General features: G+C 65.9%; 18 protein-coding genes and 2 pseudogenes. 6 read left to right on the top strand and 14 right to left on the bottom strand.

Annotated elements, in window-relative coordinates; translation table 11 throughout:
• Positions 1–2: 2 nt before the first annotated feature.
• From purD to IP89_RS01375, 12 genes and pseudogenes are all read right to left on the bottom strand, one after another.
• A complete protein-coding gene (gene purD, locus IP89_RS01430; RefSeq protein ID WP_043307107.1) occupies positions 3–1,295 on the bottom strand; it encodes a phosphoribosylamine--glycine ligase in 1,293 nt (430 codons plus the stop codon).
• A gap of 222 nt (positions 1,296–1,517) precedes the next feature.
• Positions 1,518–3,125: a bifunctional phosphoribosylaminoimidazolecarboxamide formyltransferase/IMP cyclohydrolase gene (gene purH, locus IP89_RS01425; protein WP_043307106.1), complete on the bottom strand. Its 1,608-nt coding sequence runs from the start codon at positions 3,123–3,125 to the stop codon at positions 1,518–1,520.
• Positions 3,126–3,212: 87 nt separating this feature from the next.
• Positions 3,213–3,548 (bottom strand): DNA-binding transcriptional regulator Fis, encoded by a 336-nt coding sequence (gene fis / locus IP89_RS01420; protein WP_043307105.1) that lies wholly within the window; start codon positions 3,546–3,548, stop codon positions 3,213–3,215.
• Positions 3,545–4,543: a tRNA dihydrouridine synthase DusB gene (gene dusB / locus IP89_RS01415; RefSeq protein ID WP_043307226.1), complete on the bottom strand. Its 999-nt coding sequence runs from the start codon at positions 4,541–4,543 to the stop codon at positions 3,545–3,547. Before dusB ends, fis begins: the two co-directional genes overlap by 4 nt.
• A gap of 212 nt (positions 4,544–4,755) precedes the next feature.
• Positions 4,756–6,120, bottom strand: a complete 1,365-nt coding sequence (locus IP89_RS01410; RefSeq protein WP_043307104.1) for a DUF3426 domain-containing protein — start codon at positions 6,118–6,120, stop codon at positions 4,756–4,758.
• 64 nt (positions 6,121–6,184) lie between these two features.
• Positions 6,185–7,063: a 50S ribosomal protein L11 methyltransferase gene (prmA, locus tag IP89_RS01405; RefSeq protein WP_043307103.1), complete on the bottom strand. Its 879-nt coding sequence runs from the start codon at positions 7,061–7,063 to the stop codon at positions 6,185–6,187.
• A 123-nt stretch (positions 7,064–7,186) separates the two neighbouring features.
• Positions 7,187–8,542: an acetyl-CoA carboxylase biotin carboxylase subunit gene (gene accC / locus IP89_RS01400; RefSeq protein WP_043307102.1), complete on the bottom strand. Its 1,356-nt coding sequence runs from the start codon at positions 8,540–8,542 to the stop codon at positions 7,187–7,189.
• A gap of 16 nt (positions 8,543–8,558) precedes the next feature.
• Positions 8,559–9,017 (bottom strand): acetyl-CoA carboxylase biotin carboxyl carrier protein, encoded by a 459-nt coding sequence (gene accB / locus IP89_RS01395; protein ID WP_043307100.1) that lies wholly within the window; start codon positions 9,015–9,017, stop codon positions 8,559–8,561.
• A 25-nt stretch (positions 9,018–9,042) separates the two neighbouring features.
• The gene (aroQ, locus tag IP89_RS01390) at positions 9,043–9,486 is read right to left on the bottom strand and encodes a type II 3-dehydroquinate dehydratase (protein WP_043307099.1); all 444 of its coding nucleotides are present in this window, start codon (positions 9,484–9,486) and stop codon (positions 9,043–9,045) included.
• Between the two features lie 122 nt (positions 9,487–9,608).
• Positions 9,609–11,405 carry a protein-disulfide reductase DsbD gene (locus IP89_RS01385; protein ID WP_043307098.1) on the bottom strand — a complete coding sequence of 599 codons (1,797 nt, stop codon included), beginning with the start codon at positions 11,403–11,405 and terminating at the stop codon, positions 9,609–9,611.
• Positions 11,406–11,522: 117 nt separating this feature from the next.
• Positions 11,523–12,032, bottom strand: a pseudogene (locus tag IP89_RS23845) (methyl-accepting chemotaxis protein); the annotation flags it as partial.
• Between the two features lie 1,534 nt (positions 12,033–13,566).
• Positions 13,567–15,198 carry a PleD family two-component system response regulator gene (locus IP89_RS01375; RefSeq protein WP_305809603.1) on the bottom strand — a complete coding sequence of 544 codons (1,632 nt, stop codon included), beginning with the start codon at positions 15,196–15,198 and terminating at the stop codon, positions 13,567–13,569.
• A gap of 230 nt (positions 15,199–15,428) precedes the next feature.
• Here IP89_RS01375 and IP89_RS01370 point away from each other — a divergent pair, with 230 nt between their 5' ends.
• The 4 genes from IP89_RS01370 to speA all read left to right on the top strand — a co-directional run bounded on the left by IP89_RS01370 (position 15,429) and on the right by speA (position 19,688).
• On the top strand, positions 15,429–16,499 hold the full coding sequence (locus IP89_RS01370) for a DUF2333 family protein (protein WP_043307225.1): 1,071 nt from the start codon (positions 15,429–15,431) through the stop codon (positions 16,497–16,499).
• Entirely contained in the window at positions 16,499–17,032 is a 534-nt protein-coding gene (gene yfcD / locus IP89_RS01365; protein ID WP_043307095.1) for an NUDIX hydrolase YfcD, read from the top strand. The genes IP89_RS01370 and yfcD overlap by 1 nt, the downstream gene beginning before the upstream one ends.
• A gap of 252 nt (positions 17,033–17,284) precedes the next feature.
• A complete protein-coding gene (locus tag IP89_RS01360; RefSeq protein ID WP_043307094.1) occupies positions 17,285–17,656 on the top strand; it encodes a translation initiation factor Sui1 in 372 nt (123 codons plus the stop codon).
• 118 nt (positions 17,657–17,774) lie between these two features.
• Positions 17,775–19,688, top strand: coding sequence for an arginine decarboxylase (gene speA / locus IP89_RS01355; RefSeq protein ID WP_043307093.1), 1,914 nt, complete (start codon positions 17,775–17,777; stop codon positions 19,686–19,688).
• A 71-nt stretch (positions 19,689–19,759) separates the two neighbouring features.
• Here speA and IP89_RS01350 read toward each other — a convergent pair whose 3' ends face one another.
• Complete coding sequence (locus tag IP89_RS01350; protein ID WP_156114960.1) at positions 19,760–20,221, bottom strand: hypothetical protein; 462 nt, start codon at positions 20,219–20,221, stop codon at positions 19,760–19,762.
• Positions 20,222–20,377: 156 nt separating this feature from the next.
• The gene (locus IP89_RS01345) at positions 20,378–20,836 is read right to left on the bottom strand and encodes a DUF2214 family protein (protein WP_043307091.1); all 459 of its coding nucleotides are present in this window, start codon (positions 20,834–20,836) and stop codon (positions 20,378–20,380) included.
• A 492-nt stretch (positions 20,837–21,328) separates the two neighbouring features.
• Here IP89_RS01345 and IP89_RS23840 point away from each other — a divergent pair.
• Positions 21,329–22,390, top strand: a pseudogene (locus IP89_RS23840) (cache domain-containing protein); the annotation flags it as partial.
• A gap of 129 nt (positions 22,391–22,519) precedes the next feature.
• On the top strand, positions 22,520–23,257 hold the full coding sequence (locus tag IP89_RS23835) for a methyl-accepting chemotaxis protein (RefSeq protein ID WP_371261926.1): 738 nt from the start codon (positions 22,520–22,522) through the stop codon (positions 23,255–23,257).
• Positions 23,258–23,264 lie beyond the last annotated feature (7 nt).

The following is a 23,264-nucleotide window of genomic DNA, read 5'->3' as shown; positions in this document are numbered from 1 at the left end:
AATCAGCCTTCGCCGTTTTCGCGGGCAATGGCGCGGTAGCCGATGTCCTTGCGGTAGAAGCTGCCGTTCCAGCGGATCTGCTCGGCCAGGCGGTAGGCCTGCTGCTGGGCGTCGGACACGCTCTTGCCGATGGCGGTGGCGCACAGCACACGGCCGCCGGCGGTAACGATCTCACCGGCTGCGTTCAGCGCGGTACCGGCGTGGAACACCTTGCCGTCGATCTTGGCAGCGGCGTCCAGACCTTCGATCACGTCACCCTTGGCGTAGTCGGCCGGGTAGCCGCCAGCGGCGATCACCACACCCACGGTCGGACGCGGGTCCCAGGTCGCTTCGACCTTGTCCAGCGCCTTGGCCAGGGCAGCCTCGACCAGCAGCACCAGCGAGGACTCCAGGCGCACCATGATCGGTTGCGTTTCCGGGTCGCCGAAGCGGCAGTTGAATTCGATGACTTTCGGCTTGCCGGCCTTGTCGATCATCAGACCTGCGTAGAGGAAGCCGGTGTAGACGTTGCCTTCAGCGGCCATGCCACGCACGGTCGGGTAGATCACTTCGTCCATCACGCGCTTGTGTACGTCGGCGGTGACCACTGGGGCCGGCGAGTAGGCGCCCATGCCGCCGGTGTTCGGACCGGTGTCGGCATCGCCAACCCGCTTGTGGTCCTGGCTGGTGGCCATCGGCAGCACGTTCTCGCCGTCGACCATAACGATGAAGCTGGCTTCTTCGCCGTCGAGGAATTCCTCGATCACCACGCGCGCGCCGGCATCGCCGAAGGCGTTGCCCGACAGCATGTCGCGCACGGCTTCTTCGGCTTCGGCCAGGGTCATGGCGACGATCACGCCTTTACCGGCGGCCAGGCCGTCGGCCTTGACCACGATCGGCGCGCCTTTCTCGCGCAGGTAGGCCAGCGCCGGCTCGACTTCAGTGAAGTTCTGGTAGTCGGCGGTGGGGATGTTGTGGCGCGCCAGGAAGTCCTTGGTGAAGGCCTTGGAGCCTTCCAGCTGGGCGGCGGCGGCGGTGGGGCCGAAGATGTCCAGCTTGCGGGTGCGGAACAGGTCGACCACGCCCTTCACCAGCGGCGCTTCCGGGCCAACGATGGTCAGCTGCACGTTTTTCTCGGCGAAGTCGGCCAGCTGCTCGATGGCCAGCACGTCGATGCTCACGTTTTCGCACTTAGCTTCGGTGGCGGTGCCGGCGTTGCCCGGGGCGACGAAGACCTTCTCGACGCGCTTGTCCTGCGCCACTTTCCAGGCCAGGGCGTGTTCACGACCGCCGCTGCCGATGATCAATACATTCATGTTTCTCTCCCAGTGGAGGCGGGCCTTGGGCCCGTTTGGTGGATAAACAGAACGTTATCCACCCTACGAAAATCTTGCTTCTAACAATCCATCGGGCCGTGATGAAACCTCTGGCTGCTAGGCGGAGGTCGGTTCGACGAGCGCAGTTGCCTGGTGGCAATGAGCATCGGCGAATCGGCCTCCAACAACGCAGACGGGCGCTTCAGCGCGGCCGTGCCACGGTTAGTGGCGGAAGTGGCGCATGCCGGTGAATACCATGGCGATGCCGGCTTCGTCGGCCGCAGCGATGACTTCCGCATCGCGCATCGAACCGCCCGGCTGGATCACCGCGGTGATGCCGACCTTGGCCGCATTCTCCAGGCCGTCGCGGAACGGGAAGAAGGCGTCGGAGGCCATCACCGAACCGGCGACCTGCAGGCCGGCGTGCTCGGCCTTGATCGCGGCGATGCGTGCGGAGTTGACGCGGCTCATCTGGCCGGCGCCGACGCCGATGGTCTGGCGGCCCTTGGCGTAGACGATGGCGTTGGATTTGACGAACTTGGCCACTTTCCAGGCGAAGATCAGGTCATGGATTTCCTGCTCGCTCGGCGCGCGCTTGGTCACGATCTTCAGGTCTTCGGCCTTGATCATGCCGATGTCGCGGCTCTGTACCAGCAGGCCACCGTTGACGCGCTTGAAGTCCCAACCAGCGCTGCGCTCGGCCGGCCATTCGCCGCACTCGAGCAGGCGTACGTTGGTTTTGGCGGCAACCACGTCGCGGGCGGCCTGGGAGATTTTCGGGGCGATGATCACTTCGACGAACTGGCGGTCGACGATGGCCTTGGCAGTTTCGCCGTCCAGCTCGCGGTTGAAGGCGATGATGCCGCCGAAGGCCGATTCGGTGTCGGTGGCGTAGGCCAGGTCGTAGGCCTTGCGGATGCCGCCTTCGGCGTCGGTGGCTACGGCCACGCCGCACGGGTTGGCGTGCTTGACGATGACGCAGGCCGGTTTGACGAAGCTCTTCACGCACTCCAGCGCGGCGTCGGTGTCGGCCACGTTGTTGAACGACAGTTCCTTGCCCTGCAGCTGGATGGCGGTGGCGACGCTGGCCTCGCCTTTCTGGGCTTCCACGTAGAACGCCGCGCTCTGGTGCGGGTTCTCGCCGTAGCGCATTTCCTGGGCCTTGATGAACTGGCTGTTGAAGGTGCGCGGGAAGGAACCGCGCTCTTCGGTGCTCAGGGTGTCGCGGCTCTGGTCGATGGTGCCCAGGTAGTTGGCGATCATGCCGTCGTAGGCAGCGGTGTGCTCGAAGGCTTTCAGTGCCAGGTCGAAGCGCTGGGCGTAGCTCAGGCCACCGGCCTTCAGCGACTCGACAATGCCGGCGTAGTCGCTGGCGTTGACCACGATGGCCACGTCTTTGTGGTTCTTCGCCGCGGAGCGGACCATGGTCGGGCCGCCGATGTCGATGTTCTCGATGGCGTCGGCCAGGTCACAGCCCGGCTTGGCCACGGTGGCGGCGAAGGGGTAGAGGTTGACCGCGACCAGGTCGATCGGCTTGATGCCGTGCTGCTCCATCACGTCGCCGTCCAGCGCGCGACGGCCGAGGATGCCGCCGTGGATCTTCGGGTGCAGGGTCTTCACCCGGCCGTCCATCATTTCCGGGAAGCCGGTGTAATCGGCGACTTCCACGGCCGCGACGCCGTTGTCCTTGAGCAGCTTGTAGGTGCCGCCGGTGGAGAGGATTTCCACGCCCAGGCTGACGAGTTCACGGGCGAACTCGAGGATGCCGGTCTTGTCGGAGACGCTGATCAGGGCGCGGCGAACGGGGAGGCGGGTGGTCTGGTCGGTCATTGCAAAGTCCATCGGAGCTGGAGATTCAGTAAAAAAGGGCGAGCCCTTTTTTGTATTGGGGGCCGCCCTTTTCCATGTATTCGAGGCTTACAGCAGATCGTATTGCTTGAGTTTCTTGCGCAGAGTGCCGCGGTTCAGGCCGAGCAGCTCGGAGGCCTTGGTCTGGTTGCCCTTGACGTAGTTCATCACGGTCTCCAGCAGCGGCGCCTCGACCTCGGTGAGGACCAGGTTGTAGACGTCGGTGACGTCGGCCCCCTCGAGATGGGCGAAGTAGTTGTGCAGAGCCTTCTCCACGCTGTCGCGCAGGGTTTGGCCCTGCTCGAACGGAGTGTTCAGGTGCTGCTTCAGGTTGGCGTTGTCGCTCACGGGTACTGCCCCATCAAAAACTGATTGCTCAAAAAAAGGCTCGGTCATCCTCGTCATGCGGCCACCCCTTCTCCTTTGTTGTTCTGCTCGGCGAAAAACTGCCGAGCGGCGGTGCACTGTGCGTCCGTACTTTCCAGACGATTGAACTCGGCGCGAAACTCGCGGGCGCCGGGTAGAGTTGCCAGGTACCAGCCGACATGCTTGCGGGCGATGCGTACGCCCATCAGGTCGCCATAGAAGGCGTGCAAGGCGGCCAGGTGCTCCAGCAGGATCCGTTCTACTTCGTATAGTGTTGGTGCCGGCAGCTCCGTGCCGGTCGCCAGGTAATGAGCGATTTCGCGGAAGATCCACGGTCGCCCTTGCGCCGCACGGCCGATCAGCAGCGCATCGACGCCGGTAGCGTCGAGCACGGCCTTGGCCTTGTGCGGTGAATCGATGTCGCCATTGGCGAACACCGGAATGGAGATCGCCTGCTTGATCGCGGCGATGGTGTCGTACTCGGCTTCACCGGTGTACAGGTCGGCGCGGGTGCGGCCGTGTACGGCGAGGGCGCTGATGCCGGCCTGTTCGGCGATCTTGGCCACGGTGATGCCGTTCTTGTTGCTGCGGTCCCAGCCGGTGCGGATCTTCAGGGTCACCGGCACGTCGACCGCCTTGACCACCGCATCGAGGATCGCCGTCACCAGCTCTTCATCCTTCATCAGCGCCGAGCCGGCGGCCTTGTTGCAGACTTTCTTGGCCGGGCAGCCCATGTTGATGTCGATGATCTGCGCGCCCAGTTCGACATTGCGACGGGCGGCTTCGGCCAGCATCTCGGGGTCCCCACCGGCGATCTGCACCGAGCGTGGCTCGGGATCGCCCTCGTGGATCAGGCGCAGGCGCGACTTGCGGCTGTTCCACAGGCGCACGTCACTGGTGACCATCTCGGAGACCACCATCCCGGCGCCCAGGCGCCGGCACAGCTGCCGGAACGGCTGATCGGTGACGCCCGCCATGGGGGCGAGGATCAGCTGATTGGGCAGTGTGTAAGGGCCGATGTGTACCACCGACATGGTCATCCCTGTTGTCTCGAGGGTCGTTTCCGGCAATGGCGTAGCCTGCCAAAGTGCGGAACGGCGATCGGGGGAGTGCGAAAAAGGGAGGGCATGATACCCGCTCTCGGTGACCGGATAAAGGCTGTTTTGAACAAATTATGAGCAGCCATCGGGTTATTGCCGTTGGCTAGGTGACAGCCTGCAAGTGCCGGAAATCCGGCGCTTGCAGGCTATTCCGGGGAGTAGAAGCTGAGGCTGTAGTTGACCGCTCTGGCGCCCGGGTCCTTGATCTCCAGGGAGATGTGGATCGGGGTCTGCGGCGGCATTTCGTCCTGGCCGGCCAGCTCGCCGCTGAGGTATTCGCTGGGGCGGAAACGGCTGCTGGCGATCAGCTGGCCGTTGAGGTCGGCGAAGCGCAGTTCCAGTAGCGGGAAGGGCTGGGCGAACTGGGCGCGGTTGTAGAGGATGGCGTCGACCATCAGCGCGTCCATGTACTGCGGATGGCTGCGCACCACCAGGTTGGTGCTGCGCACTTGCGCGATATCGACCTTGGACGGCAGGGTGCAGCCGATCTCCGGACAGATGGTCTCGAACCAGGGGCGGTACTGGTCCTGGCGCGCCAGTTCCTCGAAGTGGTAGGCCACGTACTGGGTGGCCAGGGCGCCGGCGGCGATCAGGTTCAGCAGGCCCCAGCCGATCCAGCGGCCCCAGGGTTTCTTCGGCTGCTGCCAGTCCAGCTGCAGCGGATCGTCATTCAGGTCGAGCAGGCCATTGTCGCGCAGAGCTGGCTCGCTGCGCGCGGGCTTGCTGGGCACCACCACGGGCTCGGCCGCGACGCGGTAGTCGCCGTCGCCGATTTCCTCGCTCTCATCCTCGTCGTCGGCGCGCAGGTCGCCGATGGCCGGCTCGTCGCGTTCGCGCGGTGGCTCGGTGACGGGCTTGGTGACGGGCGCAGGTACTGCTTCTGCTGGCTCGGTTCGGGCGGCAAAAATCGGCTCGACCGGCGCCTCCACGGGCGGGCGGGCAACGCTGAGCGGCGCCGGCTTGCGTGGCGGCTCGTCCTTGATCAGCGATTCGGCCCAGCTTTCGTCGTGGCGATTGTCTTCTTCGTCCTGGTGCGGCAGGTGCTCGGCGGGCTTGGCCGAGCTGTCCATCGCCAGGAATTCGCGGGACAGCTGCAGCTCTTGCTCTTCGAGCTTGGCCAGCTCCTCGTCCAGGTCGAGGCTGTCGAGGTCCAGGTCGTCGTGAATCCACAGGGTGTCGACGGACTTCTTCTCAGGCGCCGGGCTCGGTGTGGCCACGGGTGCCGGAGCTACGGGGGCTGGCGGCGTCGGTGCGCTGGGCTGCATCGGGGCGACAGGCGCCGCTGCAACGGGCGCGGCCGGCTTGGCCGGAGCAGGAGCGGGCGGCGGCGTTGGCGTTGGTGTGGCCGGCTTGCTGGCGCGGTTCTGGTCCACCAGCAATTGCTGGGCGGCGTTGAACACGCGCATGCAGGCGCCACAGCGGACCGCGCCATGGGCTGCGCCCAGCTGCGCACGACTGATGCGGAAGCTGGTACGGCAGTGGGGGCATTGGGTGACGAAGCTGTCGGTCATGCGGCGGTCCGTGCGAAACAGGGCGCTAGTTTACCCAAGCAGGGGCCTGGGAATACAAGCGCTGCTAGCGCTTCACCCCGCTGATACGCACCCAGCCGTCCTTGATCGCGGTCGGATCGAGGTCGAAGGCGCCCTCATAGGCGGCGCGTACTTCCTCGGCCTGCTCGGCGAGGATGCCGGACAGCGCCAGGCGGCCGCCGGCTTTGACCAGTGCAGTGATCTGCGGCGCCAGCGACACCAGCGGGCCGGCCAGAATGTTGGCTACCACCACCTCGGCCGGTTGTTGCGGCATGTCGGCGGGCAGGTAGACCGGGAAGCGCGCCGGATCGATACCGTTGCGCCCGGCGTTGTCGCGCGAGGCCTCCAGGGCCTGCGGGTCGATATCGGTGCCAATGGCCTGCGGTGCGCCGAGCAGCAGGGCGGCGATGGCGAGGATGCCTGAGCCGCAGCCGAAGTCGATCACCGTGCAGTCATTCAGCTCCTGGCCGTCGAGCCATTCCAGGCACAGCGCGGTGGTCGGATGGGTGCCGGTACCGAAGGCCAGGCCCGGGTCGAGCAGCAGGTTGACCGCTTCCGGCTCCGGCGCGGCGTGCCAGCTCGGCACGATCCACAGGCGCCGGCCGAAACGCATGGGCTGGAAGTTGTCCATCCAGCTGCGTTCCCAGTCTTGATCGGCGATGTGCTCGATCTCGTGGGCCGGCAGCTCGCCACCGGTGAGCAACTGCAGGTGCGCGACCAGGTTGGCCGGGTCGGTGTCGGCCTCGAACAGGGCCAGCAGGTGGGTGTTGGACCACAGCGGGGTAGTGCCCAGGTCCGGCTCGAAGATCGGCTGATCCTCGGCATCCATGAAGGTCACCGACACGGCGCCGACGCCGAGCAGGGCATCCTCGTAGGTCTCCGCCTGTTCCGGGGTGATGGCGAGACGGACTTGTAACCAGGGCATGGCGAACCTCGTGTGCGGTGTAGCGTGGGCGCGCAGCTTACTTGAGGGGGCGGCGGCCCGCCAGTTCAGGCGCCGAAACGACAGGGGCCGCCCGAAGGCGGCCCCTGTGTGTGGCAGGACGGCTTAGTGCTTGTCCATGCCCAGCTTCTTCTCGAGGTAGTGAATGTTCACTCCCCCTTTGAGGAAGCCCTTGTCGCGGGTCAGGTCGCGGTGCAGCGGGATGTTGGTCTTGATCCCGTCGACCACGATCTCTTCCAGGGCGTTGCGCATGCGCGCCATGGCTTCGTCGCGGGTACGGCCGTAGCTGATCAGCTTGCCGATCAGCGAGTCGTAGTTCGGCGGAACCGAGTAGCCGCTGTACAGGTGCGAGTCGACACGGATGCCGTTGCCGCCCGGGGCGTGGTAGTGCTTCACCTTGCCGGGGCAGGGCATGAAGTTGTCCGGGTCTTCCGCGTTGATCCGGCACTCCAGGGCGTGACCGATGATCTTCACGTCTTCCTGCTTGATCGACAGCTTGTTGCCGGCGGCGATGCTGAGCATCTCCTTGACGATGTCGATGCCGGTGACCATTTCGGTGACCGGATGCTCCACCTGCACGCGGGTGTTCATCTCGATGAAGTAGAAACGACCGTCTTCATAGAGGAACTCGAAGGTGCCGGCGCCGCGGTAGCCGATCTCGACGCAGGCATCGACGCAGCGCTTGAGCACTTCGGCGCGGGCCTTCTCGTCGATCAGCGGGGCTGGAGCTTCTTCCAGGACCTTCTGGTGACGGCGCTGCAGCGAGCAGTCGCGGTCGTACAGGTGGATGGCATTGCCCTGGCCGTCGGACAGTACCTGGACTTCCACGTGGCGCGGATTGCCGAGGAATTTCTCCAGGTAGACCATCGGGTTGCCGAACGCGGCACCGGCCTCGGTGCGGGTCAGCTTGGCCGACTTGATCAGATCTTCTTCCTTGTGCACCACGCGCATGCCGCGACCACCGCCGCCGCCAGCGGCCTTGATGATCACCGGGTAGCCCACTTCACGGGCGATGCGCAGCGCTTCTTCTTCGTCTTCCGGCAGCGGGCCGTCGGAGCCGGGTACCACCGGTACGCCGGACTTGATCATGGCGTCCTTGGCGGAAACCTTGTCGCCCATCAGGTGGATCACGTCGGCGGTTGGACCGATGAAGGCGAAGCCGGATTTCTCCACCTGTTCGGCGAAGTCGGCGTTCTCGGCGAGGAAGCCGTAGCCCGGGTGGATCGCAGTGGCGCCGGTGACTTCGGCGGCGCTGATGATCGCCGGGATGCTCAAGTAGGACTGCGCGCCCGGCGCCGGGCCGATGCACACGGTCTCGTCGGCCAGCCCCAGGTGCATCAGGTCGCGGTCGGCGGTGGAGTAGACCGCGACCGTCTTGATGCCCATTTCCTTACAGGCGCGCAGGATGCGCAGGGCGATTTCGCCACGGTTGGCGATCAGGACTTTTTCCAGCTTCTGCATTACGGGCTCCCCGTCATCAGACGATGGTGAACAGGGGCTGGTCGTACTCAACCGGCTGGCCGTTCTCGACGAGGATCGATTCGATCACGCCGCTGGCCTCGGCCTCGATGTGGTTCATCATCTTCATGGCTTCGACGATGCACAGGATGTCGCCTTTCTTCACGGTCTGACCGACTTCGGCGAAGTTCGCCGAGGTCGGCGAAGCAGCGCGGTAGAAGGTGCCGACCATCGGCGAGCGGACCACGTGGCCGTTCAGCTTGGCGGCGGCCGGGGCGCCGGCTTCGGCCGGAGCGGCAGCTGCAACAGGTGCGGCGGCCGGAGCCGGAGCGGCGGCGTATACCGGCTGCGGGGCGTAGGCCGGCTGCTTGCTGTGGCGGCTGATGCGCACGGACTCTTCGCCCTCGCGGATCTCCAGCTCGTCGATACCGGACTCTTCCAGCAGCTCGATCAGTTTTTTGACTTTACGGATATCCATAGTTTTGCAACTCCCAAGGGTGAGGTCAGGGGCGTTCTAATTGTTCCAGGGCGGCCTCCAGGGCCAGTCGGTAACCGCTGGCGCCAAGGCCGCAGATCACTCCCACCGCTACGTCGGAGAAGTAGGAGTGATGGCGGAAAGGTTCGCGTTTGTGCACGTTGGACAGGTGCACTTCGATGAATGGGATGCTCACTGCCAGCAATGCGTCACGTAATGCGACGCTGGTATGGGTAAAAGCCGCCGGATTGATCAGGATGAAGTCGACTCCTTCACCTTTCGCCGCATGAATCCGGTCGATCAGTTCGTACTCGGCGTTGCTCTGCAGGTACATCAGGTGATGGCCGGCGGCGCGGGCGCGCTGCTCGAGGTCCTGATTGATCTCGGCCAGGGTCGTGGCGCCGTATTTGTCGGGCTCGCGGGTGCCCAGCAGATTGAGGTTGGGGCCGTGCAGCACCAGGAGAGTGGCCATGGGCGCTTCCTTGTTGTTCTGACCTTGGAATGGCCGGGACTATGCCGAAAGCGCTGCGGGCTGTCCAGTTGCCGGGAGTAGCCGGCAAGATGGACGAAATTTACGGCAGAAATATGACGAGGTCAGTTCTGGCGGGCGGCGGCGCGGGTCAGGCGTTCGGCGAAGTCGGCGGCGCTGATTTCACCTACGACACGCAAATCCGACCATTCGTCACCCTTTTTGCCGAAGAACAGAATCGCCGGCGGGCCGAACAACTGGTAGCGGTCGAGCAGGGTGCGCTGCTCTGGGTTGCTCTCGGTGATGTCGAAGCGGATCAGCCGATAGCCGCCCAGCTGCGCGGTCACGCTCGGCGCTGTCAGTACTTCGCGCTCGATCACCTTGCAGCTGATGCACCAGTCGGCGTACCAGTCCAGCAGCAGCGGCTGGCCGGCGCTCTTCGCCTCGGTGAGGGCGGCGTCCAGCTCGGCCGGGGTAGTAATGGTCTGCCATTCGCTGTGCGCGACGCTGGTTTGTACGCTGGCGGCGGCCTCGGCATGGCCCAGGGGGCGCAGCGGGTCGCTCGCGCCCTGTAGGGCGCCGACCCAGGCGACTACTGCGTAGACCAGCAGCGGCAGGCCGAACAGCTGGGCCAGTTTCTGGTGGTGGGTCTTGGGCGTCAGTTCCAGCACGCCGAGCCACAGGGCGATGCCAGCGGCCCACAGTCCCCACAGCGCCAGGCTGACCTGGCCGGGCACGACGCGTTCCAGCAGCCAGATGGCCACGGCCAACAGCAGGGCGCCGAACAGGTTGCGCACGCCGATCATCCAGTTGCCGGACTTCGGCAGCAGGGCGCCGCCACCGACGGCGAACAGCACCAGTGGCGCGCCCATGCCCAGGCCCAGGGCGAGCAGCTTGAGGCCGCCGCCGAGGGCATCACCGCTGGCGCTGATATAGAGCAGGGCGCCGGCCAGTGGCGCCGACACGCAGGGCGAGACCAGCAGGCTGGAGAGCACGCCAAGGGCGGCGGCGCTGAACACGGTGCCGCCGTTCAGGCGCTGGCTCAGGCGTTGCAGCGGGCCGTCGATGGCGGCTGGCAGGCGCAGTTCGAGGAAGCCTAGGCTGGCCGCGCCGAACAGAGCGAAGAAGATGGCGAAGGGCACCAGCACCCAGGGCGACTGCAGGCGTGCCTGCAGGTTGAGTTCGGCGCCGAACAGGCCCATCAGCGCGCCGAGGATGGCGAAACTGAGCGCCATCGGCAGCACGTAGGCCAGCGACAGCACCAGGCTGCGCGCGCCACCCGGGCGGCCACGCAGGACCACGCCGGTGAGGATCGGTAGCATCGGCAGCACGCAGGGGGTGAAGGTCAGGGCCAGGCCACCGAGGAAGAACAGTGCCAGCTCCTTCCAGGTCCAGCCGGCGGGTGTGGCGGCTGGAGCAGGGGCCGTGGCCGCGCTGTTGGCCGGTGCAGCCCCCTTGCCGTCGACCTCGATGCGCTCGTTCTCCGGCGGATAGCACAGGCCCTTGTCGGCGCAGCCCTGGTAGCTGACATGCACGGTGAAGGGCAGGTCGATGGGGTTGTCGATTGGCAGTTCGACATCGGTGATGCCGTAGTACACCTCGACATCGCCGAAGTATTCATCGTGCTTGGGCTCGCCGGCCGGCAGCACGGCTTCGCCCTTGGCCAGGTCGCTGGGCTCGATGCGGAACTGGAAGCGGTGGCGGTAGAGGTAGTAGCCCTCGGCGTTGACGAAGCGCAGCTTCACCGACTTGGCGTCGCTGCTCACCAGGCTCAGGCGGAACGCATCGCGCACCGGCAGGAAGTCGCCGCTGTTGTTCAGCGGCGCGTCGTCGATCACGCCGCGCGGCTTGGGATCATCGAACAGACCGGCCATGGCCGGCAGGGTGAACAGCAGCAGGAGCAGGGGCAGCAGACGGCGCATGGCGGGCTCGCACGAGAGACGTGGCGGCATCATACCCAAGTCGGGCGAGCGACCCTAGGCGACGCAACGGCGCAGTGCATGAGCGGATATTGCCGATGACGGACGGCCGCGCCCGGCCTACACGCGGAAGGCCTGCACCGCCGTGTGCAGGCGGCCGCCCAGTTGCAGCAGCTGTTCGCCCTGGACGCGGCCCTCGCCGATGCGGGTCAGGTTGTCGCCGCCGAGGTGATGGATGCGTTCGCTGCGGTCGCGAATCTCGCTGGCGGCGCCGCCCTGCTGGGCAGTGGCTTCGGCGATGCGTTCGGCCATGCTGGCGATGGTGCGGATGGCGCCGACCACTTCGTCGAGGGCACCGTCGGCCTGTTCGGCCTGGCCGGCGGTAGCTTCGGCATGCTCGACCTGGGCGCGCATCGCCGAGACCGATTGCTGGGCGGCCTGCTGCAGGCGGGCGATCAGTTGCTGGATTTCCTCGGTGGCGCCGCTGGTGCGCTGCGCCAGCGAGCGCACTTCGTCGGCCACCACGGCGAAGCCACGCCCGGCTTCACCGGCGCGCGCGGCCTCGATGGCAGCGTTGAGCGCCAGCAGGTTGGTCTGCTCGGCCACGCCGCGGATCACCGTCAGCACCGAGCCGATGGTGGCGGTCTCGGCGGCCAGCTGTTCGATGGACTGGGCGTTGCCCTGCACCTCGCCGACCAGCGCATGCAGGCCGGTGAGGCTCTGCTCGATCACCCGTTGACCCTGTTCCACTGCCTGGCTGGCCGCGCGGCTGGCCTCGGCGGCTTGGCTGGCGTCGTCGGCGACCTGGGCGATGGTGCCTTCCAGCTCGCCCAGGGCATCGCGAATCTGCGCGGTGTCGGTCAACTGGCGCTCGGCGCCGCCATGCAGACCCTGGCTCAGTTCGGCCAGGGTGCGGCTGCTGCCGGCCACCTCGCCGGCGTGCTGGTGGATAGTGCCGACCAGCTCGACCAGGTAGCGGCGCAGGTGATTGAGTGATTCCTCGATATCGCGCAGCTCGCGGGTATTCGAGTCCAGGCGCACCTCGCCGGAGAAGTCGCCAGCGGCCCAGGTGGAGAGTTCCGGGGCCAGGCGCCCGAGCAGATTGCTCAGGCGCCGCTGGATGCGGTCCAGGCCCAGGGCGATAAGCAGGATCAGGCCGATCACCAGGCCCTGGACCAGGCGCACTTCGCCCTGGATGCGTCCGTGTTCGGCGCGCACCTGCGGCTCCAGCGCGGCCAGTGCCTGCTGCAGATCATCGATGCGCGCGCTGCTGGCACTGGCCAGTTCCGCGCGCTGGCGGATCAGCGCCTGGGTGCGCTGCAGCTCGGCCGGGTAGCGTTTGATCAGGCTGCTCAGCTCGCGCTTGAGGGCGATGCCCTTGTCCTCGGCCTGCTCCTGTTCGCCATCGCTGGCCAGGCCGAGCATGGCGGCGAAGCTGTTGTTGGAGTCGCTGCTGTCGGCCACGCCGAGCAACGGCAGGCTGTCCAGTTCGCTGGCGTTCTGGGTCAGTGCAGCCAGCTCGCGCTCGACATCGGCGGCCAGCTCCTCGCGGCCGCTGGTGACCAGCTTGCCGCGAGCATGGCTGAGGCGCACCAGGTGCTGGGCGGCCTGGAACAGAGGCTTGGAGTACAGCGCGGCCTGGACGTTGCCGCTGTCCGCCGCATACTTGTGCAACTGGTCGAGGGCGCCGTCGATCTCGCGTTCGGCCTGCAGCAGCAGGCCCTGGGGATCGCCAGCCAGCTTGCCGGCGGCCAGCAGGTCGCCGGCGACGAACTGGTTCAGCTCGCCCAGGCTCGGGCGCAGCTTGTCGGCCAACTCCGGCGGCAGTTCGGCGAGCTGGCCTTCCAGTTGCTCGATGGCTTGCTGGGCCTGCTTGTGGCGCAGGGCGTCGCCGCTGCCGAGGTAGGCCTGGACGTTGTCCGCGACTTGCTGCTGGAACTGCTGGGACAGACCCAGATAACGCTGCATCAGCAGGTAGGGGCGCTCCAGGGCGCCCTCCGACCACCAGAGCGTGGCGCCGAGGGCGACGCAGGCGGCTACCAGGAGCGCGGTGGAGAGGTTAGTGAGCTGCTTGAGACGCATGTTCGGGCACCAGAAAACGACTGAGGTGGTGCCCGAAAGGTTATTGCGGTTTGGTTACAGCCTGATGACTGCGTGAAGCGCGTCACGCTTCCTCGCGGTACACCTCGACCTTGTTACGCCCGCCGCGCTTGGCGACGTAGAGCGCTTCGTCGGCCTGCTTGGACAGGCTGTTGCTGTCCATGCCCTCGGTCATTTCGGCGATGCCACAGCTGAAGGTGCAGGACAGATCATGCGGTTGCGCCGGGTAGTGGATCTCGGCGAAGCGCCGGCGAATCTCGTCGAGCACCTTGGCCGCGGTGGCGGCGTCGGTGTCCGGCAGAACCACGGCGAATTCCTCGCCACCGTAGCGGCCGATGTGGTCGGTCTTGCGCAGACGCTGCTTGAGGAACAGCGCCAGGCTCTTGATCACCCGGTCGCCCATGGGGTGGCCGTAGGTGTCGTTGACCTTCTTGAAGTGGTCGATGTCGAGCATGGCGAAGGTCAGCGGCTGGCCGTCGCGACGGGCGCGGAAGCGCGCATCTTCCAGCAGCTGCAGGGTATGGGTGTGGTTGAACAGCCCGGTGAGGCTGTCGCGCACCATGCGCGCCTTGAGGTTGCGCGCTCGCGCCGCGCGGTTGCGCACGGTAGCGATCAGGTGGCGCGGCTTGATCGGCTTGGTCAGGAAGTCGTCGCCGCCCTCGCTCATGGCGTCGAGCTGCTTGTCCAGGTCGTCCTCGGCGGACAGGTAGATGATCGGCACGCTGACGTAGCGGTCGTTGTGGCGAATCACCTTGGCCAGCTCGGTGCCGCTGCAGTCAGGCATGTACATGTCGAGGATGATCAGTTCCGGCTGAAACTCGGCCAGCTCGGCCATGGCCTGGATCGGCTCGGTCAGGGTGCGGGTGACGATGCCGGCGCTGTTCAGCACGCGCTCGGTATGCGTGGCCTGGGCCCGCGAGTCGTCGACGATCAGCACCTTGTAGGGTTCGTAGTGGACCACGTTGGTCAGCACTTCGATGCGTTCGATCAGTCCGGAGGCGTCCAGGGTGCCGGTGAAGAACTCCTGGCCGCCGGCGCGTACGGCGGCCAGGCGGGTTGGGGTGTCGACATCTTCATGGCTGAAGAACAGCAACGGCAGCTTCTGTTCCAGGCCCTGCTGCGCCTCGCTGGCCAGGACCAGACCTTGGCCGGGGCCGGCGAAGTCGACCTCCATCAGGATGGCCGAGGGGTGGCGCTCGGCCATGGCCGCGCGGAAGGCGGCGGCGTTGTCCAGTTGTTGGGCGCTGAGGCCGAAGAACTCCAGCTGCTGGGCCAGGCGTTCGGCGCGATCATGATCCTGCAGGGCCAGGTAGACCGGTTTGCGCAGTGGCGGCAGGTAGGTCTGCTCGTACTGGTCGCCATGCCGCAGGCCGGTGCGCGACAGGCGCTGCATCAGCTGGTTGAGCTCGGTGATCAGGGCGCTGGTCAGGCGGCCGCGGTTGGCTTCCACCCCCTCCAGGCAATGGCCGATGGAGCGGGCCAGCTGGATGTGCAGGTCCTGTTCGAAACGTTCGGCATAGCGCAGCAGGCCGAGGTTGGCCTCGACCAGTTCGGCCATCACGCTGGTGCCCCATTCTTCCTGCTGCAGGCGCTGCCACACTTCCAGCACCTGGCGCGCTTGGTAAATAACGCGCTTGGCGAAGTGTTGCTTGAGCCGGTCGCGGCTGGGGTCTTCTTGCTCGTTCATGACTGACATCGGATCGTTATGCAGCCTTGCGGGCTGAATGATGGCTTGATGCTACCACTGGTAATAACCCTGAATACAACCATCGGTCATTTGACGCCAATTTTCCAGCTTTTGGCCGAATCGGCATCATGCGAGCCATTCTGTGACTGCCTCGCTTCTGCGCTTCACTTATAGTGCAGGTCAACGATCCGCCGCGGATGAGGTCGGATCAAGCGAACACGCAAGCAAGGACCATGATCATGTTGGACTGGAAGAATCGCGCGGGCGACCTGCGCGGCAATGCCGAGGACTCGATGGATGGCGTGCGCAGCTACTTCGGTGGCGGCTGGGTCGGCAAGACCCTGGGCACCCTGCTGGGTCTGTATCTGCTGGGCGCCATGCTGGTGGGCTGGTACTGGAGCCAGGAACCGGAGCTGTTCCCCGTGCAACAGCGTGCCCAGGCCGCGGCCGAGCAGGCGCAGCGCAAGCTGGTCAGCGGCTACACCACGGTGGAGACCCTCAAGCAGGTGTCCGAGACCCTGCTGAACAAGCCCGGTGGCTACCTGTCGAACGACGTCGCCCCGCCCGGCCTGTGGCTGGACAACATGCCGAGCTGGGAATACGGCGTGCTGGTGCAGGTGCGCGACCTGTCGCGTGCGCTGCGCAAGGACTTCGCCCGCTCGCAGTCGCAGTCCACCGAGGACCCGGACCTGGCCAAGGCCGAGCCGCGTTTCAACTTCGACAACAAGAGCTGGGCTCTGCCGGCGTCCGAGTCGGAGTATGCCGAAGGCATCAAGTCGCTGGATCGCTACCTGGCCAACCTGAGTAACCCCAGCCAGCAGCGCACCCAGTTCTATGCGCGGGCCGACAACCTCAACAACTGGCTGGGCGACGTCGCCACGCGCCTGGGTTCGCTGTCCCAGCGCCTGTCCGCCAGCGTCGGCCGGGTACGCCTGAACACCGATGCCGAGCCCAACCAGCCGGTGCCGGAAGGCCAGATCGTGCCGGTGCGTGAGGAGGAGGTGAAGACCCCCTGGCTGCAGATCGACAACGTGTTCTACGAGGCCCGTGGCCAGGCTTGGGCGCTGTCGCACATCCTGCGCGCCATCGAGGTGGACTTCGCCGATGTGCTGGCGAAGAAGAATGCCACCGTCAGCGTGCGCCAGATCATCCGTGAGCTGGAAGCGGCCCAGGAAACTCTGTGGAGCCCGATGGTGCTCAACGGCAGTGGCTACGGCGTGTTGGCCAATCACTCGCTGGTGATGGCCAACTACATCTCCCGCGCCAACGCCGCGATCATCGACCTGCGTACTCTGCTGAGCCAGGGCTGATGGCCATCTCCGAGCGCGAGGCGGTGCATCGCGCCGCCTCCGACGCCGAGCGCGTGGCCTGGGTCGACGAGCAGGACCAACTGCTCGGCGGCCTGGTGCGGGCCGAGTTGCGCGAGCGCGGCCTGATCGGCCGCGGCACCTTCATCCTGCTGTTCAACTCGCGTGGCGAGCTGTGCGTACATCGCCGCACTCTGAGCAAGGCCATCTACCCTGGCTACTGGGACGTGGCGGCCGGCGGCATGGTTGGCGAGGGCGAGAGCTACTCCGAGTCCGCCGCGCGCGAGCTGCAGGAAGAGCTGGGCATCGCCGGTGTGGCGTTGCGCGAGCATGGCCGCTTCTACTTCGACCAGCCTGGCAATCGCCTGTGGGGCGCGGTGTTTTCCGCCGTCTCCGATGCACCGCTGCTGTTGCAGCCGGAGGAGGTCATGGAGGCGCGTTTCATGACAGCCGAGCAGGCGTTGGCCGCCGCTGCCGAGCAGGACTTCTGCCCGGACTCGCTACAGGCCTTGCGCCTGTATCTGGCACAACGCTAGCGAGCGCCCAGGCCGCGCCGGGCGTGGTTTTGTGCAGTATTTCCGGTCGCGCTGTGCATGATGCCAAACGAGGTCGCCAATCCGTCGATCAATGGCGCAATTTCGCACTTAGCAACCCGGCCTTTTGCCCTTACACTGCGCCACCTTCAAAGCCAGGCGGCATGCCTGGCTGCGCTGCCCCTGCCTGAGTGGGGCTTCGCGGTCGGCACCCCGCCGGCCAGTCGCTATCCTGACCCCTATGAGGAAAAGCCGGTGGTCAAGAAAGCTTCGTCGTTCTCCGCCTTGAGCGGTCTCGTCTATTCCACCGATGCCGGTCGGCACTGTCCCGACTGTGGCCAGCCCGTGGCCGCCTGCATCTGCAAGCAGAGCCAGATTCCTGAAGGCGATGGCATCGCCCGCGTGCGCCGCGAGACCAAGGGCCGTGGCGGCAAGACCGTCACCACCGTCACCGGTGTGCCCCTGGCCGAGGCCGAGCTGAAAGAGCTGGCCAGCGCGCTGAAGAAGCGCTGCGGCTGCGGCGGTGGGCTCAAGGACGGGGTCATCGAGATCCAGGGCGACATGGTCGAGTTGCTCCTCGAAGAGTTGAGCAAGCGCGGCTTCAAGGCCAAGAAGTCCGGCGGCTGACGCGGCACTTCCTAAACTTCCATGCAGGAGGGGGAGTCCACTCTCCTGCAACCTTCATATTCGTACCGTACAAGAGCTGCCGGGCGGCAGCCCTTTTTCTTGCCTACAGGAGATCTCGATGGCCGCACGACGCACCCGCAAAGACGATGGCAGCCAATGGACAGTCGCGGACAGCCGCAGCGTATATGGCATTCGCCACTGGGGCGCCGGCTTCTTCTCGATCAATGACGCCGGCCGGGTGGAAGTCCGCCCGAACGGCCCGGACAGCGCGCCCATCGACCTCTACGCCCAGCTCGACGGCCTGCGTGGCAGCGGCCTGTCGCTGCCGCTGCTGGTACGCTTCCCGGACATCCTGCAGTACCGCGTACGCCAGCTGACCGGCGCCTTCGACGCCGCCATCGAGCGCCTCGAATACGGCAGCCGCTACACCGCCCTGTACCCGATCAAGGTCAACCAGCAGGAAGCGGTGGTGGAGAACATCATCGCCACCCAGGACGTCTCCATCGGCCTGGAGGCCGGCTCCAAGCCCGAGCTGATGGCCGTGCTGGCGCTGGCGCCGAAGGGCGGCACCATCGTCTGCAACGGCTACAAGGACCGCGAGTTCATCCGCCTGGCGCTGATGGGGCAGAAGCTCGGTCACAACGTGTTCATCGTGATCGAGAAGGAATCCGAGGTGCAGTTCGTCATCGAGGAGGCGGCCAAGCTCAAGGTCACTCCGCAGGTGGGCCTGCGCGTGCGCCTGTCCTCGCTGGCGTCTTCCAAGTGGGCCGATACCGGCGGCGAGAAATCCAAGTTCGGCCTGTCCGCCGCGCAGATCCTCTCGGTGGTCGAGCGCTTCAAGGCGGCCAAGCTGGAGCAGGGCATCCGCCTGCTGCACTTCCACATGGGCTCGCAGATCGCCAACATCGCCGACTACCGCAAGGGCTTCCGCGAGGCCATCCGCTACTACGGCGAGCTGCGCGGCCTGGGCCTGCCGGTTGATCATATCGACGTCGGCGGCGGCCTCGGCGTGGACTACGACGGCACCCACTCGCGCAACGCCAGCTCGATCAACTACGACATGGAGGACTATGCCTCCACCGTGGTCGACATGCTCAAGGAGTTCTGCGACCGCCAGGACATCCCGCACCCGCATATCTTCTCCGAGAGCGGCCGGGCCATGACCGCGCACCACGCCGTGCTGGTGGTGCAGGTGACTGACGTCGAGCGTCACAACGACGACGTGCCGGAGATCGATGCGGCCGTCGAGCAGCCGGAAGTGCTGCAGAACCTCATCGAACTGCTGGCCGACAGCGACCCGGAAATGGTCGCCGAGACCTACTGGCGCGCCACCCACTACATCGAGGAAGTGGCCGCGCAGTACTCCGCCGGCAAGCTCAACCTGACCGAGAAGGCCCTGGCCGAGCAGTGCTACTTCGCCATCTGCCGCCGCCTGCACAACCAGCTCAAGGCCCGTCAGCGCTCGCACCGCGCGGTGCTCGACGAGCTCAACGACAAGCTGGCGGACAAGTACATCTGCAACTTCTCGGTGTTCCAGAGCCTGCCGGACACCTGGGCCATCGGCCAGATCCTGCCGATCCTGCCGCTGACCCGCCTGGAAGAAGAGCCGCTGCGCCGCGCCGTGCTGCAGGACCTGACCTGCGACTCCGACGGCAAGATCCGCCAGTACGTCGACGAGCAGTCGATCGAGACCAGCTTGCCGGTGCACGAAGTGCGCGAGGGTGAGGACTACGTGCTCGGCGTGTTCCTGGTCGGCGCCTATCAAGAGATCCTCGGTGACATGCACAACCTGTTCGGCGACACCGACTCGGTGAACATCTACCAGCGCCCGGACGGCAGCGTGGCCCACACCGGCATCGAGACCCACGACACCATCGAGGACATGCTGCGCTACGTGCACCTGTCGCCCGAGGAGCTGATGACCTACTACCGCGACAAGGTGGCCGGCGCCAAGCTCACCGCCAACGAGCGCGCGCAGTACCTCGACGCACTGCGTCTGGGCCTGACCCGCTCGTCCTACCTCGCGACCTGATTGGTCAGCGCATAAAAAAGCCCGGCCAGTGCCGGGCTTTTTCATTTAGAGCTGCTGCAACCTGAAGCGATTTACCAGGCCACCACGAAGTCGGTCACGGCGCCGGTTTTCCACAGGTTGATGGCCTCATCACGCGACACGCACTCGGTCGCCTGGGCACCGTTGAAGCCGCAGACCACTTCAGCCCAGTCGGGAGAGCCGGTCGTGTTGTAGCCATAGTCGCCATTGGCTTCGGGTGTTACCGGGGCGATGTTGACCCAGCCGGAGCCCGTGCCGTTGATCTCTCCGAGCTTCAGCCAGACGACGGTGCTGCTCGGTAGCTCGCACTCGGCGCCATCCCAGCGGAAGCTGCCGTTGACGGTCGGCTCGCCCATCAGGCTGTCCAGCTGCCATTTCACATCGACGTTATTGGCGACGCAGTCGCCAATCTCTACTCCCGACTTGGACATGCTGCCTTCCCCTGGGCCTTGGGCGAAGGCCGGAGCAGCTACTGCGAGTGCGGCAATCAGGCTGAGTAACTGTACTTTTTTCATGCGATATCCCGGGGTCTAAGTAATAGAAAGATGATTGCTTGCTTGTAGCTCTACCGGCTCGCAGAGCCGCTGCAAGGAGGCCAGCGGGGTTCATGGAGGTCAGGAGTCGCCAATGTATGGCTAGGTGCCATTATTTGTGGGCGAGGCAGGCTCTGTCTAGCTGAGGAAGAAGCCCGTACCACGCGCCATCAGGCTGGCGAGGAAGGGCAGGCAGACCAGGATCAGCAGCTCCAGGCGGATGACCATGATAGTGCGGCGCGCCTGGGCCGGGGAGATGCTCGGCGCCTTGCCGGCCAGCAGTTCGTTGCGCCAGTTGAAGAAGGTCAGGGTCGGCAGGATCGACAGCAGACCGACCAGGATGAACAGGCTGACCTTGGCGTGGAAAATCCAGTTATGCAGGTAGTAATCCAGGCCCTTGCCGTACCAGACCACCCGCACCGCGCCGGTGACCAGTACCAGGCCGGCGGCCATGCCGTAGGCCATGTCGATGCGCAGCAGGCGCCGCGCCGTGGCATGGTCGATGTCGCTGCGGAACAGCATGTGCTCGCAGGTGAGCAGGGCGAACAGTACGAAGATCGACAGGTAGTGCAGGCTGGCGGCAATGGCGTCGGCCATGGTGGTTTCCTCGATCGGGCGATGCAGGTCGGCTGCCTGCTTGTAGGGTGTGGCTGCGGTCGCTGATCCCGTCCTGGCGCGCCGCAGCTGCCAGGCACTGTAGCCCAGCCTGGAGCGCTTGCTAGTCGCGCAAGCCGTTTTGCCGGACCAGCCTGCGATGTGCGTGGCGAATTGCGCAGACGTGTGCCCGCGGCGCTCGTGTGTAGGCATGACCGTCCATCGCTTTGCATCGCGCGGGCTTCATTACTGGCGGGCGCAGGCCGATGAACAGGAGAAGGCGCCTGCCCGGCAGTGCGCCAGTTGTGTGCAGTGGTGTGTGATTTTGTGACTTATTTGTTTCTGTTTTGGTCGCAATCTCCGCTTGGATTTGCCGCGGTGCCTCTAGGGCGGGGCTCTTTCGTGGTGGCGTGATCCTTGCTCAATATCGCTCCGGTCGCATTCCGGGCCGTATCCAACAAGCGGCGTCCACGTCGCGAATCGTGAGGGTGAAGCATGCAGTTCTGGCAACGCAGTATCGGCCGGCAGTTGATTCTGAGCATGGGGGCGGCGCTGCTGGTCAGCGTGCTGGTGGTGATTTTCATCTACTCCGGCGTGGCCAACCGCCAGGTCGAGCGTTACCTGGTCAACGGCGAGTTGCCGGCGCGGGTGGAGGCGGTACGTAACGATCTGGAACGCGTGCTCGCCACGCCGCTGGAGCAGGCCCGCGCCATCGCCGGCAACAGCCTGGTGGCGGACTGGATGGCCGGCGGCGAAGACCCGGCCCAGCTCGACGCCATGCAGCGCTACCTGCAGCAGGAGAAGATCGCCGGCAAGACGCTGACCACCTTCCTCGTCGCCCTGGAAACCGGCCACTACCTGACCGACCAGGGCCTCGACCGCACGCTGACGCGTTCGCCTGAGAACGCCTGGTTCTACAGCTTCATCGATGGCGGCAAGCAGCGCGCGCTGGATATCGACATCGATACCACCACCAAGGTGCCCACCCTGTTCATTAACCAGCGCATCGCTGCCAACGGCAAGACGCTCGGTGTCGGCGGCCTGGGCCTGGGGCTGAGCGCCATGTCCGACCTGGTGCGCGGCTTCCGCCTCGGCGAGGCTGGGCGCATCTACCTGGTGGATGCCGCTGGCAAGGTCAAGATTCACCCCGACGCGGCGCTCAGCGATCAGGCCAGCCTGACGCAGCTGCTCGGTAACGACGCAGCGGGCCAGCTGACGGCGCAGTCCGGCAAGGTGGTGTCGTTCGAGCGTGAGGGCGAGCAGTTCTTCGCCATGGCCCTGCCGCTGCAGTCGGTCGACTGGCAGCTGGTGGCCGAGATTCCCGAGGAGCAGGTCTATGGCGAGGCGCGGCGTGCCCTGCTCACCAGCGCCCTGACCGGCCTGCTGGTAGTGGTGCTGAGCCTGGGCCTGGTGGTCCTGCTGGCGCGTGGCCTGGTGCGGCCGATCCAGCGCGTAACCGAGGCGCTGGTGGAGATCGGTGGCGGTGGCGGCGATCTGACCCGGCGCCTGGATGAGTCGCGCCGCGACGAGCTGGGCGACCTGGCGCGCGGCTTCAACCGCTTCCTCGAGGGGCAGCGCCAGCTGATCGGCGAGGTGCTGGAAACCAGCGAACGCCTGCGCGGCTCGGTGGGGCAGGTGGCCAAGGTGGTGGACAACACTGCGCAGCGCTCCGACCGCCAGCAGGAGATGACCAACATGGTCGCTACGGCGGTGCACGAGATGGGCCTGACCGTGCAGGAGATCGCGCGTAACGCCGGCTCGGCGGCCGAGGTTTCGCAGAATGCACGCAGCCAGGCGACCGCCGCGCGGCGCGAGGTCAGCGGCTCCATCGCGCATATCCAGAGCATGTCCGGCGAGATTGGCGAGGCCGCCGGCGCGGTCGGCGAACTGGCCGCCGAGGTGGCCTCCATCGATCAGGTGCTGGCGGTGATCCGTGGTATCGCCGAGCAGACCAACCTGCTCGCGCTCAACGCCGCGATCGAGGCGGCGCGGGCTGGCGAGATGGGCCGTGGTTTCGCCGTGGTCGCCGACGAGGTGCGCACCCTGGCCAGCCGCACGCAGAATTCGACGGCGGAAATCCAGCAGATGATCCTGCGCCTCAAGCAGGGCGCCGACACCGCGGTCAGCTCGATGCAAGCAGGCCAGCAGGCCACCGGCATCGGCGTGCAGGCCAGCGAGAGCACCGGGCGGGCGCTGGAGGAGATCGCCGAGCAGGTCGAGCGCCTCAGCGACATGAACCATCAGGTCGCCGCCGCCACCGAGGAGCAGAGCTCGGTGACCGAGGAGATCAACCGCAACGTGCAGGGCATCGCCGACCTGGCGCTGCAGACCGCCAGTGAGGTGCAGAGCTGCAACGAGGATTGCCGCACTCTGCACCGCCTGGCCGAGGACCTCAGCCGGCAGATGGGGCGTTTCCGCCTGTAAGCCGCTA

The sequence above is a fragment of the Pseudomonas sp. ML96 genome (assembly GCF_000761545.1).
In the GTDB taxonomy this organism is placed as follows: Bacteria; Pseudomonadota; Gammaproteobacteria; order Pseudomonadales; family Pseudomonadaceae; genus Aquipseudomonas.
Note: the sequence above shows the minus strand (reverse complement) of the source record. Positions and strands in the feature narration are given on the sequence as shown.

Bases quoted from the DNA above. Each gene is read 5' to 3' on its own strand.
- IP89_RS01385 (WP_043307098.1), bottom strand. From the start codon at position 11,405: ATGCGCCGTCTGCTGCCCCTGCTCCTGCTGCTGTTCACCCTGCCGGCC.
- prmA (WP_043307103.1), bottom strand. From the start codon at position 7,063: ATGCCCTGGTTACAAGTCCGTCTCGCCATCACCCCGGAACAGGCGGAG.
- IP89_RS01370 (WP_043307225.1), top strand. From the start codon at position 15,429: ATGTTGGACTGGAAGAATCGCGCGGGCGACCTGCGCGGCAATGCCGAG.
- purD (WP_043307107.1), bottom strand. From the start codon at position 1,295: ATGAATGTATTGATCATCGGCAGCGGCGGTCGTGAACACGCCCTGGCC.
- IP89_RS01350 (WP_156114960.1), bottom strand. From the start codon at position 20,221: ATGAAAAAAGTACAGTTACTCAGCCTGATTGCCGCACTCGCAGTAGCT.
- IP89_RS01375 (WP_305809603.1), bottom strand. From the start codon at position 15,198: ATGTCAGTCATGAACGAGCAAGAAGACCCCAGCCGCGACCGGCTCAAG.
- yfcD (WP_043307095.1), top strand. From the start codon at position 16,499: ATGGCCATCTCCGAGCGCGAGGCGGTGCATCGCGCCGCCTCCGACGCC.
- fis (WP_043307105.1), bottom strand. From the start codon at position 3,548: ATGACGAGGATGACCGAGCCTTTTTTTGAGCAATCAGTTTTTGATGGG.
- aroQ (WP_043307099.1), bottom strand. From the start codon at position 9,486: ATGGCCACTCTCCTGGTGCTGCACGGCCCCAACCTCAATCTGCTGGGC.
- speA (WP_043307093.1), top strand. From the start codon at position 17,775: ATGGCCGCACGACGCACCCGCAAAGACGATGGCAGCCAATGGACAGTC.
- IP89_RS01345 (WP_043307091.1), bottom strand. From the start codon at position 20,836: ATGGCCGACGCCATTGCCGCCAGCCTGCACTACCTGTCGATCTTCGTA.
- dusB (WP_043307226.1), bottom strand. From the start codon at position 4,543: ATGTCGGTGGTACACATCGGCCCTTACACACTGCCCAATCAGCTGATC.
- IP89_RS01410 (WP_043307104.1), bottom strand. From the start codon at position 6,120: ATGACCGACAGCTTCGTCACCCAATGCCCCCACTGCCGTACCAGCTTC.
- IP89_RS23835 (WP_371261926.1), top strand. From the start codon at position 22,520: ATGACCAACATGGTCGCTACGGCGGTGCACGAGATGGGCCTGACCGTG.
- accB (WP_043307100.1), bottom strand. From the start codon at position 9,017: ATGGATATCCGTAAAGTCAAAAAACTGATCGAGCTGCTGGAAGAGTCC.
- purH (WP_043307106.1), bottom strand. From the start codon at position 3,125: ATGACCGACCAGACCACCCGCCTCCCCGTTCGCCGCGCCCTGATCAGC.
- accC (WP_043307102.1), bottom strand. From the start codon at position 8,542: ATGCAGAAGCTGGAAAAAGTCCTGATCGCCAACCGTGGCGAAATCGCC.